This window comes from Symplocastrum torsivum (assembly GCF_059505465.1).
Genome location: NZ_JCACKQ010000095.1, coordinates 217,506 through 234,194, shown reverse-complemented (window position 1 = coordinate 234,194; position 16,689 = coordinate 217,506). Strand labels below are relative to the sequence as shown.

Annotated in this window: 11 protein-coding genes; 5 read left to right on the top strand and 6 right to left on the bottom strand. The window is 45.5% G+C overall.

What is annotated here, in order from left to right; all coding sequences use genetic code 11:
- Positions 1–223 precede the first annotated feature (223 nt).
- Positions 224–484 carry a hypothetical protein gene (locus tag AC5JL3_RS24320; protein WP_496076923.1) on the top strand — a complete coding sequence of 87 codons (261 nt, stop codon included), beginning with the start codon at positions 224–226 and terminating at the stop codon, positions 482–484.
- On the opposite strand, the gene AC5JL3_RS24315 is transcribed toward AC5JL3_RS24320, so the two are convergent.
- Both AC5JL3_RS24315 and AC5JL3_RS24310 read right to left on the bottom strand, forming a co-directional pair.
- Entirely contained in the window at positions 458–1,306 is an 849-nt protein-coding gene (locus AC5JL3_RS24315) for a Uma2 family endonuclease (RefSeq protein WP_496076922.1), read from the bottom strand. The two genes, AC5JL3_RS24320 and AC5JL3_RS24315, sit on opposite strands and share 27 nt — an antisense overlap.
- 86 nt (positions 1,307–1,392) lie before the next feature.
- Positions 1,393–2,316, bottom strand: coding sequence for a DMT family transporter (locus AC5JL3_RS24310; protein WP_496076921.1), 924 nt, complete (start codon positions 2,314–2,316; stop codon positions 1,393–1,395).
- A gap of 175 nt (positions 2,317–2,491) precedes the next feature.
- Between AC5JL3_RS24310 and AC5JL3_RS24305 the strand changes: the two genes are divergently transcribed.
- On the top strand, positions 2,492–3,088 hold the full coding sequence (locus tag AC5JL3_RS24305) for a CPBP family glutamic-type intramembrane protease (protein ID WP_496076920.1): 597 nt from the start codon (positions 2,492–2,494) through the stop codon (positions 3,086–3,088).
- Positions 3,089–3,127: 39 nt separating this feature from the next.
- A complete protein-coding gene (locus tag AC5JL3_RS24300) occupies positions 3,128–3,502 on the top strand; it encodes a DUF1823 family protein (RefSeq protein ID WP_496076919.1) in 375 nt (124 codons plus the stop codon).
- A gap of 232 nt (positions 3,503–3,734) precedes the next feature.
- Here the strand turns inward: AC5JL3_RS24300 and AC5JL3_RS24295 are convergent, their stop codons facing one another.
- The 3 genes from AC5JL3_RS24295 to psbU all read right to left on the bottom strand — a co-directional run bounded on the left by AC5JL3_RS24295 (position 3,735) and on the right by psbU (position 9,479).
- Positions 3,735–5,303, bottom strand: coding sequence for a PAS domain-containing protein (locus AC5JL3_RS24295; protein WP_496076918.1), 1,569 nt, complete (start codon positions 5,301–5,303; stop codon positions 3,735–3,737).
- 1,719 nt (positions 5,304–7,022) lie between these two features.
- A complete protein-coding gene (gene nadB / locus AC5JL3_RS24290; protein WP_496076917.1) occupies positions 7,023–8,804 on the bottom strand; it encodes an L-aspartate oxidase in 1,782 nt (593 codons plus the stop codon).
- Positions 8,805–9,023: 219 nt separating this feature from the next.
- Entirely contained in the window at positions 9,024–9,479 is a 456-nt protein-coding gene (gene psbU, locus AC5JL3_RS24285) for a photosystem II complex extrinsic protein PsbU (protein ID WP_496076916.1), read from the bottom strand.
- 379 nt (positions 9,480–9,858) lie between these two features.
- Between psbU and AC5JL3_RS24280 the strand changes: the two genes are divergently transcribed.
- Both AC5JL3_RS24280 and AC5JL3_RS24275 read left to right on the top strand, forming a co-directional pair.
- On the top strand, positions 9,859–10,731 hold the full coding sequence (locus AC5JL3_RS24280; RefSeq protein WP_496076915.1) for a cyanophycinase: 873 nt from the start codon (positions 9,859–9,861) through the stop codon (positions 10,729–10,731).
- Between the two features lie 378 nt (positions 10,732–11,109).
- Positions 11,110–12,807 (top strand): ABC-F family ATP-binding cassette domain-containing protein, encoded by a 1,698-nt coding sequence (locus AC5JL3_RS24275; protein ID WP_496076914.1) that lies wholly within the window; start codon positions 11,110–11,112, stop codon positions 12,805–12,807.
- Positions 12,808–12,916: 109 nt separating this feature from the next.
- On the opposite strand, the gene AC5JL3_RS24270 is transcribed toward AC5JL3_RS24275, so the two are convergent.
- Entirely contained in the window at positions 12,917–16,471 is a 3,555-nt protein-coding gene (locus AC5JL3_RS24270) for a two-partner secretion domain-containing protein (protein ID WP_496076913.1), read from the bottom strand.
- Positions 16,472–16,689 lie beyond the last annotated feature (218 nt).

Genomic DNA, 16,689 nt, shown 5'->3' with positions numbered 1-16,689 from the left:
CGTAGTTTGCTTCCCTGCTAGCCGACTCTATAGGATAACCAATAGCTCTGCTCGTCACGTCCCAGCTTGGGAGAGGTCTTACATTCCCAACATGCCCCAATTATCCAGAGCCGAGGCAACACTCGTATGGGATTGCCTTTGGCACCAGCGAAGCTGATCGCGCTCACTCCCATAAGCTACGATGAATCCAAAGGTATGAGAGAGAAAACCCCTGTCTGAGCAAGTGCGTTACATTACCAACGAGCAGGGGGAGCGAGTTAGCGTCTTGTTAGATTTGGACGCATACAATCGATTAGCAAACCCATTGGCTCTGGATGAAGAATGCTTAATTGGCTTAAGCCCAGATGAACTGCAAGCATTAGCCGATAGTAAGCTAGCTCCTGCCGCACAGAATCAATTGGACGATATGCTAGTTCGGAATGCAGAATCTCAACTCTGTGCCGACGAAATTGCAAATCTAGACCGTATCAGGGTCAATTCCTGAATCCCGAAGTCGCTCAAGTAAAGACTCTAACCTAGCTTCCGCTTCTTCAGCTCTAGATTCAGCTTGTTCGGCTCGCTGTCTCTCCTGTTCCGCTTCAGTAGGAATCCAATTACCTTGAGCGTCATACCAACGCAACCACAACCGTTCGATTCCTTGAAACTCCCCTTGCCATAACCTCAAGCCCAACTCTAACTCTGGCATCCACACTTGCGATTGGTGTAACTCCAGTTCTTGATAATGCGCCCCATCCAGTTTAAAAGCTCGTAACTGATTGGTATAACGACTAAACACTACATAGTAAGGAATCCGTAAAATCCACTCGTAAACCTCCCATTTTCGTGGTGGTTTCTCCTCACGCTGAGGTTCGATCGTTTGCCCATTGTCTGCAACTTTCTTCGATTCAGGAGGCAGTTTTTCCTCGTCAAATTCCCCTAAATCTTCTTTCTCTGTACCTGGAGAAAGCAATTCCACAATCACATAAGGATTTATGCCCTCTTGCCAAACCACGTAAGACAAGCGCATATCGACTTCATCATAAAGTCGGGGTACACCTACAACGCCAAACCAGTCCGGTCGCTTGTACCACTGAGCATGACGCACATCATAATAGAGGTTCATGTCACTGGCGCTGAATACTTGAGAAGCCGGATAGTTTGGAGGGCAAAACGTGAGGCTTAATAATTGCGGTTGCAAGTCATGGAATTCGTCAGGCAAACCAGGTTCCTCTGGATCTTCGCTAGGCAGATCATACATCGTCGGTAGCGTTTCTCTAGGCGACAAGGGTGGGTCAGTTTGAGGAACGGGGTATTTGTAGGGAAACATAGAGGCTGGGGAATGCTGGCTCTATGCTAACAGTACACGCTCGTTTGACCTGTTCCCTACAGGCAATTTGAATGCACATTAGCTTATTACGACCTAGATTTTTCCCTGGCTCCGAAAACAGCGATCGCAACTCCACCCAGCAACACTACTGCACCCACTAATACCAGTAATCCAGGCACTTCATTAAAAATTAAATAGCCAAGAAAACTAGAACTAACAGGTTCAAACAAAATCGCCAGCGTAACAAGTGTCGGGGAAATCCAACGGACTGCCCAATTCAGAGTCGTATGCCCTACCACTTGTGAGGCAACAGCCATTAAAAGGATGTAGAGGTAAACCGCAACTGGGTAGCCACTGTAGCTTGTACCAAAGATTAACGGTAGAGGCAAAAGTACCAAAGATCCTGTGCTGTAGGCAACAACAACATAACTACCAATGCCTAAACCCCGCCGCTGCGCTTCACGTCCCAAGAGAAAATACAAACTCGCCATCCAAGCACCTGCAAGTGCAAGAAAGTTACCCAGTAGCGGATTACTCGCAGCACTAACTACCCCCACATCCCCTGATGCAATCAGCACACCACCCATAAACGCAACCCCAATCCCAAGAATCGTTAACTTGGTTGGTTTTTCCTTAAACCAAAGCCAAGAAAATAAGGCAACCCAAACAGGATTAGTTGTAACAAGGGTAGTAGAGACGGCAATTGAGGTAAAGGACAGTGAGGTGATCCAAGTGCCAAAGTGTACAGCAAGACAAATACCCGCCGCGATCGCGTAATGCAATGCACCCGGACTGAGTTGACTTGGCTGGAGGTTCCGCCACGCAGGAAGTAGTAATAGAGAAGCGATCGCTAAACGTGAGGCAGAAACAAAAAGGCTAAATCCTACCCCACTGACACCTGCAGCGTCCATCGTTAGCCGAATAAAAATTGCGGCTGTCGAAACCGCAAAGACACCAGCAATTAGAATCAATCCCACCTGCCACTTCAGCGGCTGATCGAGAATTCTCAATGTTTTGCCTTAAATCAATTAATTAGCCCACCGTGAAGCATCATATCGACTTGGCAGTGACTTAGGCTATGCATCATCAACTAAACTGCCCATGTTGGCAATCACATGGCAGGTCATTGCACTAAGCTGTTCATAAGCTTGGTTCATCCTATTCAACACTCATCCCCCGATCCCTGTGGACATCGTAACGGTGCAACAGTTCCAAGACAACATCTTTGCTAACTTGAGTGTGATTCACGTAGTACGCGATCGCATTTATGCTGCTATCTCAACGATTCCTGAAACCGAGGCATGGCTACAAACATTTGGGCTACTAATCCTTTTTACACTAATTGCTTTGCCACTCGGATTTCATTCGGGATTCCTGCAAGTTGATGTTTTAAAAACGTCATGGAAAACAGCGCTTGGGATTATTGCCACCTCTTTAATAACCCCAGCAGTAACAGAAGAGTTATTTTTCCGTGTTTTATTCCTCCCTCAAACCACTGAAAATGTATCAATATCAAAGCTGTGGCTTTGGGGGATTATCAGTTTGGTGATGTTTGTTGTCTATCATCCCCTCAATGCCTTGAGCTTTTTTTCACAGGGACTTGAGACGTTTTTTAATTCAGCTTTCTTACTCTTAGCAACACTATTAGGCATTACCTGTAGCCTTGCTTACCTACAAAGTGGCTCCCTTTGGACACCTGTTGTCATTCACTGGCTAGCTGTTGTTGTCTGGTTACTCTTTCTGGGTGGTTATAGAAAACTGTATGAAGTTGTACAAAAATAATCTTAAATATAGAAGCCAACAACCAACAACTAATAATCTATGCCTGATTTACCACCACTAACCAGCGAAACAGTTTGGGCAATTTTGAATGAAAAAATTGATGATGATACAGTAAACGAGTTAGTTTGGCACTGTCTGGGTTATCGCTACGATGCCGTTGCAGCCAAATGGAACGCTACAGAGGTTGCTTCTGACTGGCAGGAAGCATATCCTGAACCACCAGACTTCATTGAAAGCCGTCCTGCAACTGTGAAACTGACTCGCTCTATTCCCCAAGAAAACAAGCAGTTGCTGAAAGAGCAGTTAGGTTTTAAGGGGTACAAGATAGGAGAATTTGGCCCTCGACAGACTCGTCGAGCTACTGCCGCCAATTGGTTACTGAGTTACATGAAAGAGAAAGGTTTAACAAAGTAGATTCGTTTTTATAGCGTCTCTCGGTTAAACGAGGTACAGTTCAAAGCTGTGAAACAAGCGCGACTAGTCAGGAAAACAAAAAAGCTGATGGCTGATAGCTGACCACTAACTGCGATAAAGCTATAGATACTGAGGTAGAGTAGACCCTGAAGATAGTGAAAAAGCGATCGCTAAAACCCTGGAAGTAATTCACTCTACAGGATTTCGCTGGAATCGGACTTAGCGCTTTTCCTTAAAATGGCTTGTGGTCAGTGAGGTTGCGTTTAGTTTCTACATAGTAGATAGGCTCACCAGTATCATTGCAGACAACAAACGTTTCCAGTTCCAGCGTTAGTAAGTGTCCGCTCTTGGTATAACTGGTGACTTGACCACAAAAGCGACCATTGTTAAGTAACTCCTTCCGGATGAGCGCAAACACCTCTTCTCCTAAGTGGAAAGCAGCGGTAAGTTTGGCAAGCTCATCATCACTGTAGCCCAGTAGCAAGGAATGAGAAGGATTCTGTTGAATGTAGCGACCTTTTAAATCAAGGATCGCCATCGCTTCGCTATATTGAGCAATAATTGCCCAATACAAATCTGCTCTTTCTTCCGCCTGTTTGCGCTGGGTAATATCACGAACAAAGCTTTGAATTGCTAGCTGACCTCCATATTCAACCACACGACTACTAATTTCTACTGGCATCTGTGAGCCTTGCTTACACTGGTGAACGTGCTCAAATGTCACGCTGCCTGTCTTCCACAAATGCTCAAGTATGTCTGCACGGTGTTCAGGGTCCATTGGTGGACTAAATACCTCAGCCGGTAAACTCAAAAGTTGCTTGCGGGTATATCCTAATCGTCGTGCCCCATGCTCGTTAACATCCAAAAGGACTTGGGTTGAGGAATCAGTGATAAAGATTGAATCGTGTGCCCACTCAAACAAGTTGCGGTAGTTTTTTTCCGATTCTCGTAGCAACTCTTCAGCTTGCTTACGCTCAGTAATATCTCTAGCCGTGTATACCACTGCCTCAATACTACCGTCAGGCGTGTTGATGGGGCTGAGAATGTACTCGTAGTCTCTAACGCCATTAACCGTTGGCAGACTAATTTCCTCAGCAATCGACTGCCCTGTCGCAAAGGCTATTTGACGTTTTGCCTCGAAAGGCTTCATTGTATCTGCTGGTAAGCCGAGTTGCTGCCAAGTCTTACCATACAGATCAGACTGCTCTAACCCGAATGACTGCATGAAGGCACGATTGGCATAGGTGTACCGCCCTAACCTGTCATACATACAAACATGATCTACAGATGCCGAGAGAACCTGTTCGAGCATCCTCGCTCGCTGCTCAACCTTTGCGGCTAGGACTTGCAGAGCCTGATGAACTCCACCGTTTTGCTCTTCAGCAGATTTTGACTCCTGGCTGATAACGTTGCTAGCGTCTATCACATCCTCAGACGCATTAATGCTTTGTGCTTGGGACACTTGTTGGGGTGGTAACAAGACATCATCAAGGAAAGCTTGACCAGCAACCGTATCATGATTTAACTCCTCTATACGATTAACGCTGTTGTATGACAGCGTGCCTCGATTCAGCTCAACCAACGATTGATTCAAGCCAGCAACCCCTTCGCTTAATGCCTCCTGTTGTTCTTGAAGCTTTTTCATTAAAGTGGGTGCTGCTGTACTCGTTCGTAATTCAAACACTTGCTTGAGCGCATCAATTACCACAGCAGTTTTGCATTTACCTGTTGCAGTAGCTTGAGACGTAATCGCTTGTATCAGGTCTTCTGGCAGCCTGAATGTCACTACCCTAGTAGCCATTTTATGTCCCATTAAGTTAAGTCCATAAAACTTCTCAATTTTATCTAACTTAATACATTGAAATTAATATTAATATAGCTCTTCTGTAAATAGTCTGTAAATCTTTGATGAATTTGCTGATTAGCCAATCAGTTTCTTCTTAGTTGAGCAATATTTGGCGAGAGGCTTTCTTGCGACACCAAGGAAAAAGAGAGCTTCATCCAGTGATTGTCATTATAGCTCATTATTGCCTTTTACTAAGTTTTATGAGAGTAATAAAGAACGTTGTCTACTTCCTTCTCTCCTCATTCAGGGAGTCCAAGCTTCTACTCAGACAGGCTTAGACCTTTGTAAATTGCTTTTGTTTGGATAACCTGAAATGACGTATAGTTATCGGTCTACAGTCTGGGAACACAATATTAGAAATTTTAATCAAAGATATTAGTTTTATATATTTAAGTTAGATACTTAAGCTCAACTGATTTAGGTTGAGAAGGCAAATCGAAATCTGTATGTAGTTTTTGGGAGATAATTCTGCAAAGAAAGGATTATACATCCGAAGACTAAGAGGCTCTGACTGAAGCCAAGTTTTTGCTACCCATCGAAACGTTCTTGTCATAAATACTTTTGAGCTTTCACAAGCTAGGTTTCTATTAAAGCTAAATTAGCCGAAGTAAGTGTTTTACTAATTCTACAGTCAGCTAAAAAAAAGTTGTTATAAATTGATTACTTTAAGTATTGAATTGGAAGTTTTAGAGATTTACTACTAGTCGTCCCTCTCACCTCCCAAGTTGTATCCTGTTGTTCCCGAACAATGGCAATAGAACAAAGGTGAAAGCTTAATTATTCCTTGCTTTTTTCTCTCGCTAAATTAACAGTCTCTTTGAAAAAAGCTTGGTATCACCGCTGTAGTACACAGGTGTTAAAACAGGAAACAGTATTACATTTAGCCAATTCACGTAGTACAAAAAACGGTACTGGTACTACGCTCATCAGCAAAACATAAATAAGTAACCTTGATTTGATTACAAGGCTTAAATCATTGATAACACGTTAGCTCAATGGTTGGGGTGTTGATTTTGAACCCAATTTTTACCCTGGCTGGAGCATCTTCAACTTAGGAGTAGACAAAGGTTTTATAAATAAACTATAAACTTCCGGTAAATTCAATCGTAAATTCATAAAGTTTTCTTGTAAGCCAGACGCTGATTAGTTTTTAGCTAGATTAGTTATTAATTTACTGATTCATAAACCTTCTGTAAATGGGTTGTGAATCTTCCATAAATGCTCTTACAACTTGTAAATCCACTGAATATACTGAACATGTGAACCCTAGAACAGTTGATTTACAGTTATGTGTCTTTTCCTACGTCTCACTAGTATTGCAACTCTGCTAATTGGTTTACAGCTATTCGCTCCTAAGCTAATTGATGATCAAGGAGAGCTTAGTTCTTTAACTTCGAGTTCATCGAATTCATCAGTTGTCGCTTCTTCTGGAAGCACATTACAATCATTGAAGCGAGCTAATCTCTCCAGTTTGAATGGAGAATTCAACCCACCCGATAATGGTGGTCCAGACAATACTAGAGGTTCTGGAACTCGTTAAAAACAAGATTGCTTTTTAGTGGAACAAAACAGTGAGTACATACGTCAAGACTCTATTTCCTCAAATAGTTCTCCAAACACGAACGACCTTTTTAGGATTAGGGTTAGATTACTTGCTGATTGTCTGTCTACTCATTAAAATCCTATGGGTGACGATTTCCACCACTGCTTCTTTTGCACCAATGTATGGACTTGCCAGTTGGGATCGGGTTGTGGATAGTCCAGTCGGTAATGTCCACCTCGGCTTTCTGTACGAAAAGCAGCGCTTTTAAGAATTAAGTACGCCACGTCGAGTAAATTATAAGTTTCTCCCCAAAGTCGCAGTTGTCGGTCAGCATCCGGTAAGTCAAATCTGACCGTATCGACAGGGGTTAAATTTAGTAAGTATTGGCTTAAGGGAAGATCAGCAAATTCCTGTCTTCGGGAATCTAAGGTTGCGATCGCATTTTCCAAGACATCCTGTTGCCGACAAATCCCGGCACTTTGCCACATGAGTTGCCGTAACTCAAAGCGCAGGGCAGTCATTTTATCCATTTGAGCTGCCCAGTCTTGCACTGCCAAACTGGGAATGGGGAATTGGGAATTGGGAATTGGGGATTCCTGATTCGTTATTGATAATTCATCAGGAGTAATTCTTGCTAGCTGGGCACCGAAGACGATGCATTCTAGGAGTGAATTACTGGCAAGACGATTTGCACCATGAACACCTGTGCTTGCGGTTTCCCCAACAGCATATAAACCAGGAATCGAGGTACGGTTCATCAAATCCGTTGTAATTCCACCCATCCAGTAGTGAGCGGCAGGTGCAACGGGAATCGGTTCGTTGAAAATATCAACGCCCCAGTGCTGACAGACTTGGATAATGTTGGGAAATCGGTAGCGAATCGTATCAGCAGGAATTGCTTGCAAGTCTAGATAGACACATTGAGGAGTAGGGGTTGCGGAGTACGCAGAAGATGAGGACAAGGGAGAATTTTCTTTTGTATTTCCCGTTTCTTGTTTTGCACTCTCAGCTTGACGTTGCAAATGGCTAAAGATTGCCCGACTAACAACATCTCTTGGCGCAAGTTCTCCTGCGGGGTGGTAATCAAAAGCAAATCGGTGTCCTTGTGCATCGACTAAGTGAGCGCCTTCTCCTCGCACCGCTTCACTAATCAGAAAGCGTGGGGCACCGGGTTTGGTTAAAGCTGTGGGATGAAACTGGACAAATTCTAAATCTTGTAGGATAGCTCCGGATCGCCATGCGATCGCAACTCCATCTCCTGTACTCACCTCTGGGTTAGTCGTTTGAGCAAATACTTGCCCTCCACCACCCGTTGCAAGTACCACTGCCCCAGCTCGTACCCAACTAACTTGACCGTTGTAGATTAGGCTTATCCCTTGACAACGACCCGTTTCGGGATTTAACCACAACGATACCGCAAAGGCTTGCTGTAAAACCGTGATGTTCTGACGGTGCAACACCTGAGACGTGAGCGTGCTAACCACTTTTCGACCTGTGGTATCAGCCGCATGTAGCACACGAGGACGAGAGTGAGCCGCCTCTAGTGTCAAAGCCAACTGATTTTCCTTACGATCAAAGGCAACACCCATGCCTACTAATGACTGAATGCACTCTGGGGCATATTCGACCAGAAACTTCACAGCATCTAAGTCACAAAGACCAGCACCCGCCCGCATCGTATCCTCAACATGCAATGCTAGTGAGTCAGTGGGGTCAATAACAGCAGCAATACCCCCTTGTGCCCAATCACTCGCACCTGTGGATAAAGTGTCTTTCGTAATTAAACCAACCTGCAACGTATCTGGTAGACAAAGCGCTGCATAAAGCCCAGCCGCACCAGCACCCACTACTAGGATGTCAAACTGGGTAGGACTATCTAGCTCAAGGGAAGAATCGGACGGGAGCAGAGTCAACGTTGATATAGTTCCTGATAAGGATTTAATAAATTTTAATAAATAAAACCCACTCCTTGATGGGGTGGGTTGAGTAAATAACTTGTCAACTTTTCGAGTTTTAAAGTGGCGGTGTCTGCAAGGGTTCTAGTTTTAGCGGTTGCTCTGTAGTCTGTTGCTCTTGAACACTAACAAACAAGCTTAAGAAAGAACGGTACTATGTGTTAAACGCCTAGGCGTTTAATAGATGCCGTTGTTGTAGCGATCGCCACCTTCTACAAACGTTGTATCAACCTTTGTGATCGCAAACTTATCAAGGTTGGCTTGGAGTAGTTCTTTTTGGCGAGTGCTTAATCCTGGAATTTCCAGAACATCCTCGACTGACTGGTAGGGAGCATTGTCCACAACTTTGCGAGCGAGGGTGGGGTACATTCCAGGGTACTTACGAAAGGCTCGAACATTGGTATTGTTCAAGTCAATTTTCTTGCCAAATTCAGTAGCCAGCTTGTCATCAGCCGTGTTACGCAGATTCAGCTCAGCGACCAAAATTGGCAATGATGGCGAAGTAACATTACTTAAAGAAGCTCCGTACACCAAAGGTGTGGGCGAAGCCAAGGCACTCTGAGACATTCCAAACCAGCCTAGACAGCCTACTAACAGGCACAAGACTGATAGGAAACGAACAAACTTTTTCATCAACTTAACTCCTTACCTACACAACGCAGCCTGAAGAGAGAGGTGCCTCTCTTCGATTAGTTTAATTTTTGTTTTCTATCATCTCATTTTATGGAATATGGCGTAAAACCCATAGCGATTCAGTGGCTATATCCACCCTCACGCAACAGGATTCATTTTACGCGACTACTCGCCAAACCACTTAGTTACTGGCAAAGCCTTGGAAGCGAGTCAAATTCCTACTTTGAGCGGATTTCACCGTAGTTTGATTTTACCAAACCGGAAGGGGGCTTTTTTTGCCAGTTGATTAATTTCTGTATAAAAATCTACCGTTTGGCTGTGTGAACAACCAGATGATGTCCGGCTTAATAGGAGTTATTAGCAGAGAATCGAGGGGAATATGGCAACTGATAGCAGTGGGCAGTTGGTAATTATTGGTGGTGCGGAAGACAAGGAAGGAGATTGTACGATTCTTCGAGAGTTTGTTCGACGTTCCGGAGGACTGCAAGCCCGAATCGTTGTAATGACAGTCGCAACCGAACTACCGAGGGAAGTGGGAGATAACTACACCCGCGTGTTTGAGCGGCTGGGAGTTGAGAATGTTCGGATTGTTGATACCGTTTATCGGGAAGATGCCACTGATGCCAGTGCCTTGGAAGCAATAGAAAAAGCAACAGGTGTCTTTTTCACAGGTGGTGATCAAGCTCGCATCAGTAGTGTTCTCAAGGATACGGATATTGATAAAGCTCTACACAAACGGTTTTCTGAAGGCATCGTGATTGGTGGGACAAGTGCAGGTGCTGCAATGATGCCCGATATGATGATTGTTGAAGGAGACGGTGAAACCAATCCCCGTGTAGAAATCGTGAAAATGGAGCCTGGAATGGCTTTTCTACCCGGTGTGGTAATCGATCAACATTTCGCACAGCGTGGACGGATAGGACGTTTACTCTCAGCTGTTGCACAGCAGCCAGTAGTTTTAGGATTTGGTATTGACGAGAATACAGCAATTGTCGTAAACAACAATCAGCTTGAAGTGATTGGAGAAGGTGCTGTTACTGTTATTGATGTCTCAGATATTACCCATACTAATCTTGGTCAAATTTTGAAAGATGAGGACTTGGCACTCTGCGGCGTTAAGCTTCATATCCTTCCCCATGGCTATCGATTTGACCTAAATACTCGCAAACCGATTCTTGAAGACGACGCTGCTAATACAAATCAAACGCAGAATGCATCCGAGCAGATGCCTTTGGTTGAATCAGCTAGTTAATGTCTAGTTTCCTGATACTAAGTAGGTCGGCACTAATATTTACTGTTGAGGCAAGGTAGAGGGCAGAAGGCAGAAGGGAAGAGGATTTTAGTCTCTTAACATTTGTTGACATACCGTCGTTTATCTGTGTCTACCTACTTAGTGATTTGCGGATGGAAGGGTGAAAATAAGTTTTTAAGAATTGGCGATCGCATTCTTGATTCACAAGCGCACCAACCTAAATCAATAAACTGTAGGTGATGGACATAACAACTCAATCTGACCGATCGCCCAATCCGTAATTAAATTTTGTTACGATTAACTCGGATATTAAGCAATCTGCGACTCTAGCTTCGTATATCGCTATCATCTCCCCTACACCTGTCCTGGAGACTTTTGATGCTGCGACTCGAACATATCAGTAAAATTTACCCGACTGGCGAAGTTCTCAAGGATGTCAACTGGGAAGTCAAACCAGGCGATCGCATTGGTCTTGTTGGGGTCAATGGTGCAGGCAAATCCACGCAACTCAAAATTATTGCGGGGGAGATTGAACCGACGGCTGGGGAGGTGATTCGTCCTGGGAGTTTGCACATCGCCTACCTCACTCAAGAATTTGAAGTCGATCCCACCCGTACCGTTAGGGAAGAATTTTGGACAGTTTTTAAAGAAGCTAACCAAGTTCAGCACTCGCTGGCACAAGTGCAGCGAGACATGGAAACGGCTGATCCAGAAAAACTAGACCAACTCATTCACAAGCTAGATCGCTTACAGCGCCAGTTTGAGGGTTTGGATGGCTATGGCTTAGAGTCACAAATTGAGAAAATCCTACCCGAAATGGGATTTGAGGCAGAAGATGGAGATCGCCTTGTGAGCGCCTTTAGTGGTGGCTGGCAGATGCGGATGAGTTTAGGCAAAATCCTGCTGCAAAAACCCGATTTGTTACTGCTGGACGAGCCAACTAACCATTTAGATTTAGAAACCATCGAATGGCTAGAAACTTACCTCAAAGGGTTAAAAACCCCGATGGTCATCGTCTCGCATGACCGGGAGTTTCTTGACCGTCTCTGCACTCAGATTGTAGAAACTGAACGTGGTGTCTCTAGTACTTACTTAGGTAACTACTCCGCCTATCTGCAACAAAAAGCGGAAGCGCAGGAAGCACAATTAAGTGCTTATGAACGTCAGCAGAAAGAACTGGACAAGCAACAAGCGTTTGTCGAGCGATTTCGAGCCAGTGCCACCCGTAGTACCCAAGCCAAAAGCCGTGAGAAGCAATTAGACAAAATTGAACGAATCGAAGCGCCAACAGGTGGATTAAGAACCCTCCATTTCCGCTTCCCTCCCGCGCCTCGTAGCGGTCGTGAGGTGGTGGTAATTAAAGATTTAGTGCATACCTACGGGGAGAAAATTCTGTTTTTAGGAGCAGATTTGCTGATTGAACGAGGCGATCGCATTGCCTTCCTAGGTCCCAATGGTGCTGGAAAATCCACCCTCCTCCACTTAATGATGGGTATGGAGCAACCTACCGAAGGCACAGTTGAAGTGGGACACCATCAAGTCATCCCTGGCTACTTCGAGCAGAATCAGGCAGAAGCCTTGGATTTGAGCCGAACAGTCATGCAAACTATTCATGATGAAGTACCCGACTGGAAAAACGAGGAAGTCCGCACTCTACTAGGGCGCTTCCTGTTTAGCGGCGAGACTGTATTTAAAAAAGTTGAGTCCCTAAGTGGTGGTGAAAAAGCGCGTCTAGCTCTAGCTAAGATGCTCTTACGTCCTGCCAATTTACTTATCTTGGATGAGCCAACCAATCACCTAGATATCCCAGCGAAAGAAATGCTGGAAGAAGCGATCCAGAACTATGATGGCACGGTAATTATTGTCTCCCACGATCGCTATTTCATCTCCCAGGTTGCCAACAAAATTGTTGAAATCCGAGATGGGGAATTCCGTACTTATTTGGGAGATTACCATTACTACCTAGATAAGATTGCCGAGGAGAAAGAGCAAGCGAGACAAGAAGCGATCGCAGCAGAGAAAGCCGCGAAGAAAGCCGCCAAAGCTGCCAAAAAATCTACCACCAAACGTCAATAACTTGTTGAGGTTCTCTCCAGCTAAGCTTACCCTCTACCTTTCACAACGCGGAGTTATAAAGCTCAGGTTTTAGCAGCGTAAGAGCTAAGTGAACTTATGTAAATCTGTACTAGGAACGACGACAAGCGGCTGGCGAAAGCCATGAACCATAAGAGGTGGCGGTGGGTGTAGAACTGGTTAGAACAACCTGCCCTTTGTCATTAATCACCCATTCTTGCGCTTCCACTAACGTTTTTACCGTGGAGTTAGTAGGCAATGTGCTTTCTTGAGAAATGGTGTGAGTTTCAGCGGTTTGAACAGTTGGACGCAAGTCTGTCCAAATAGCATCACTGTTAAGCATCTGGTTAGGATTGTCCGGCAACCCACCACGCCCAGTGATAATAAATTGATTTTGAGCGACTTTTCCTCCAGACGGACAATTCTGGGCAATCTGATTGGAGGCATCAACGACTTCAGTTGGTAGATTGGATAAACCTCGGCTGGGGTCAACATCGGGTGTATTGATTGTCACGAAACCGTTGATGCCAAATTGAGAACTGGCAGTGATATCACTTAAAGGGGTATCTTTCGGGCGGAATTGGGTTCCATAAATCCCTTGAGTCGTGATGTTGATATTACCGCCTCGACCTGTGAAGGCATTGGCGCTGATGTCGCTACCTTCCTTAGGGACAGCAACGATGAACTGAGCATCAATTGTGATATCACCACCATCTCCACCAGCTAGCGCAGTACCAGCCGTGGTAGAAATCTCACTCCCCTGACGCATCAGTAGTAAGTCTTTCACTTGCAGGGAAATATTCCCGCCGTCACCCGATAAAGTCGTAGCGCTGATGAATCCCTCGTTCAAACTAACGGAGTCAGACGTGACTTCCAGGTTTCCTGCCCTTCCTGTTCCTATACTATTCACAGATATGGCAGCGCCATCCTCAACATTCAGCTCTCCTGCGGTAATGCTCAAATTTCCTCCTTGTCCTATGCCAGAAGTCTGAGCTGATACCAAGGCTTCATCCCGAACAATCATGTTCCCTGTGTCAATTCTCAAGTTTCCGCCAGCCCCAGCACCTTCAGTTTCAACAAACAATCCGCTGAGAACCCGACCATCTGCTGAGGTACCAATCACTTCTACAGACTCAGAGGCGTTCACACTCAACGTCCCTCCCCGCCCCTCACCGAAAGTACCAGCTTCTACCTGTGCCCCATCGCGGACAATCAACTGTCTAGTATCAATCCTCAAGTCTCCAGCCGCTTCAGCACCTTCAGTCTGAGTAGTCAAGCGACTGGGAATACCGTTTGCTGATGTTCCAATCAGTTTTACCAAGTCCGAGGCGCTCACTGTCAATGTTCCTCCACGACCCGCACCCAAAGTTGCAGCTGAGACTTGTGCCCCCCCCTCAACAGTTAGCCGTCCAGTTTGGATGGTCAAGTTCCCCCCATCTCCCGCTGATTCTGGATTGACTTGAGTAGACAAGACACTAGGGTTACCATTAACTGATGTTCCACGCACTTCGACAGCTTCTGAGGCACTAACTATCAAATCTCCTGCATCCCCTAAACCCGAAGTGGAAGTCGATGCAGATGCCCCATCACGGATAATCAGCCGTCCAGTAGCAATTGTCAATTCTCCAGCAGCTACATCACCCTTAGTTGTAGAAAACAAGCCGCTAGGAGTCTGACCATCTGCTGTCGTTCCGCTTAGTTCTACAAAGTCAGAGGCAATCACCGTCAAAGTGCCTCCTTGACCACTGCCAGAAGTACTAGCTTGTACCTGTGCCCCATCGCGGACAATCAACACCCCAGTGGTGATTGTCAAGTCCCCGGCATCTCCTTCAGCTTGAGTCCCAACTGATAAGCCACTGGCAAACCGGATATCTGCTGATGTTCCAATCAATTCTACAAACTCAGAGGCGGTGACATTCAAGTTTCCCGCATTTCCCTGACCAAAAGTACTACTAGCTGCTATCAGTGCGCCATCGCGAACAATCAACCGTCCCGTGTCAATTGTCAAGTCTCCAGCATCTCCGTCACCTAAAGTTCTAGTGAACAAGCCGCTCAAAAAGCGATCGCCTGTTCCACTCACTTCCACAGAGTCAGAGGCGCTAACACTTAAAATCCCACCCTTCCCCTCACCAAAAGTAGAGGCTGATACCCGCGCTCCATCCAGTACAATCAAACGTCCCGTGTCAATTGTTAAGTTTCCGGCATTTCCGACACTGTGAGTTGAAGTCGATATGCTGCTGGGAAATAGCCCATCTGCTGATGTTCCAACCAGTTCCACAAAATCAGAGGCAGTGACTGTTAAAGTTCCTCCTTGACCCTTGTCAAAAGTACCCGTTCCTACCACTGCCCCATCATGGATAATCAACCGTCCAGTATTAATCGTTAAGTTGCCAGCGGCTCCAGCATCGTAAGTTGTAGTCTTTAAGTCACCTTCGCTCACTTGCACAGAATCAGAGGCGTTGACTGTCAACTTTCCCCCTGCGCCCTGCTCCCGCGTAATCGATGACACTAGTCCCCCATCCCGAACAATCAACTGCTGCGTGTTAATATCCACGTTGCCAGCCGCACCAGCACCATATGTGTCAGTCCCCAAGATACTGGAGTCCTCACCATCTAGTGTCGTTCCGCTTACTTCCACAGAATCAGAGGCGTTGACCGTCAAATTTCCCCCCTGACCTGTGCTAAAAGTACCAGCTAATACGAATGAGCCATCCCGGACTATCACCTGCGAAGCTTGGAGAAGGATTCCGCCACCGTTCTCGTTCCCTTCGGTATCTGCCGTAATTCCTGATTCATCAGTGAGCGTAATGCGATTCCCTCGTACCTGGATATTGCCACCGCCCTTGCCACTGGCATCGACTGATGCAGCGTTGCTCAAAGATACATCGGCTAGTGCTACTCCATCGGGAAAACTCAGACGCAGGTTGTTGTCATCCAGATTCAGCCCGACTGTTCCTGATCCTGCTACTCCACCCAACTCAACTCGACCTGCCTCCGCTTGCAAAGAAGCGCCATTGATCTGCACATTGCCACCCACAAGGGCTAATGTTTCACCATTGGGCACTTGGAGTGTAGAATTTTGCACCTGAATACTTCCGGCATTACCTCCGTATTGCAAACCAAGGGGAACAGTCACGGTCAGCAGGGGGGTAGTTTGGGAACCAGTGGCACTAAACTGGGTACCATCAGCAAAGTTCAAGCTATTCGCTGTACTCCCAACGAAAGACCCGCCAATATTCAGCGATGCATTGGGACTCAAAATAATGCCGTTAGGATTGAGTAGAAACAGGTTGGCAGTACCGTTGGCAGCAATCAAACCATCAATGCTAGAGATAGAACCACCTGTTACACGGCTAAGGATGTTTTGAATCTCGCCTGCATTGTTGAAGTAGGCAATACCGAAGGTGGGTACAGAAAACTCACTAAAACTGTGGAATAAATTTGTCCCCCTAGTTGCTCCACCCTCAATTAGGAAAGCTCCGGGTATTGGGGATGTGACTAAAGAACTTTCACTTCCCAAGGTATTGTCACTGGCGATTTGACCCCAAGCATAATTCCCAGAAAAAGCGATCGCCTCACCTAATACCAAGTAACTAACTACGCTAAGCTTCCAGTATCTCTGTAATCCACCATTCATGCGCTTGAGTTTCAGCCATTTTTGTCTCATCAACGTTTTTCCTGTCCTGCTTAGGTTTGAGCCTATTCTAGGGTGAGAAACTTTCAATGTGTCCCAAGCGCAACTTTTTCCAACAGTTGGATTTGATGGTGAGCTGGATATGGCTGTGCGCGATCGGGACAATATCTAGTAAAGATTAAATAGAGAATAAAAGAGTTGATGAAGTTATTTCAGCCTCTCAAGTGCATTAATTGAGAATATTGTCAACA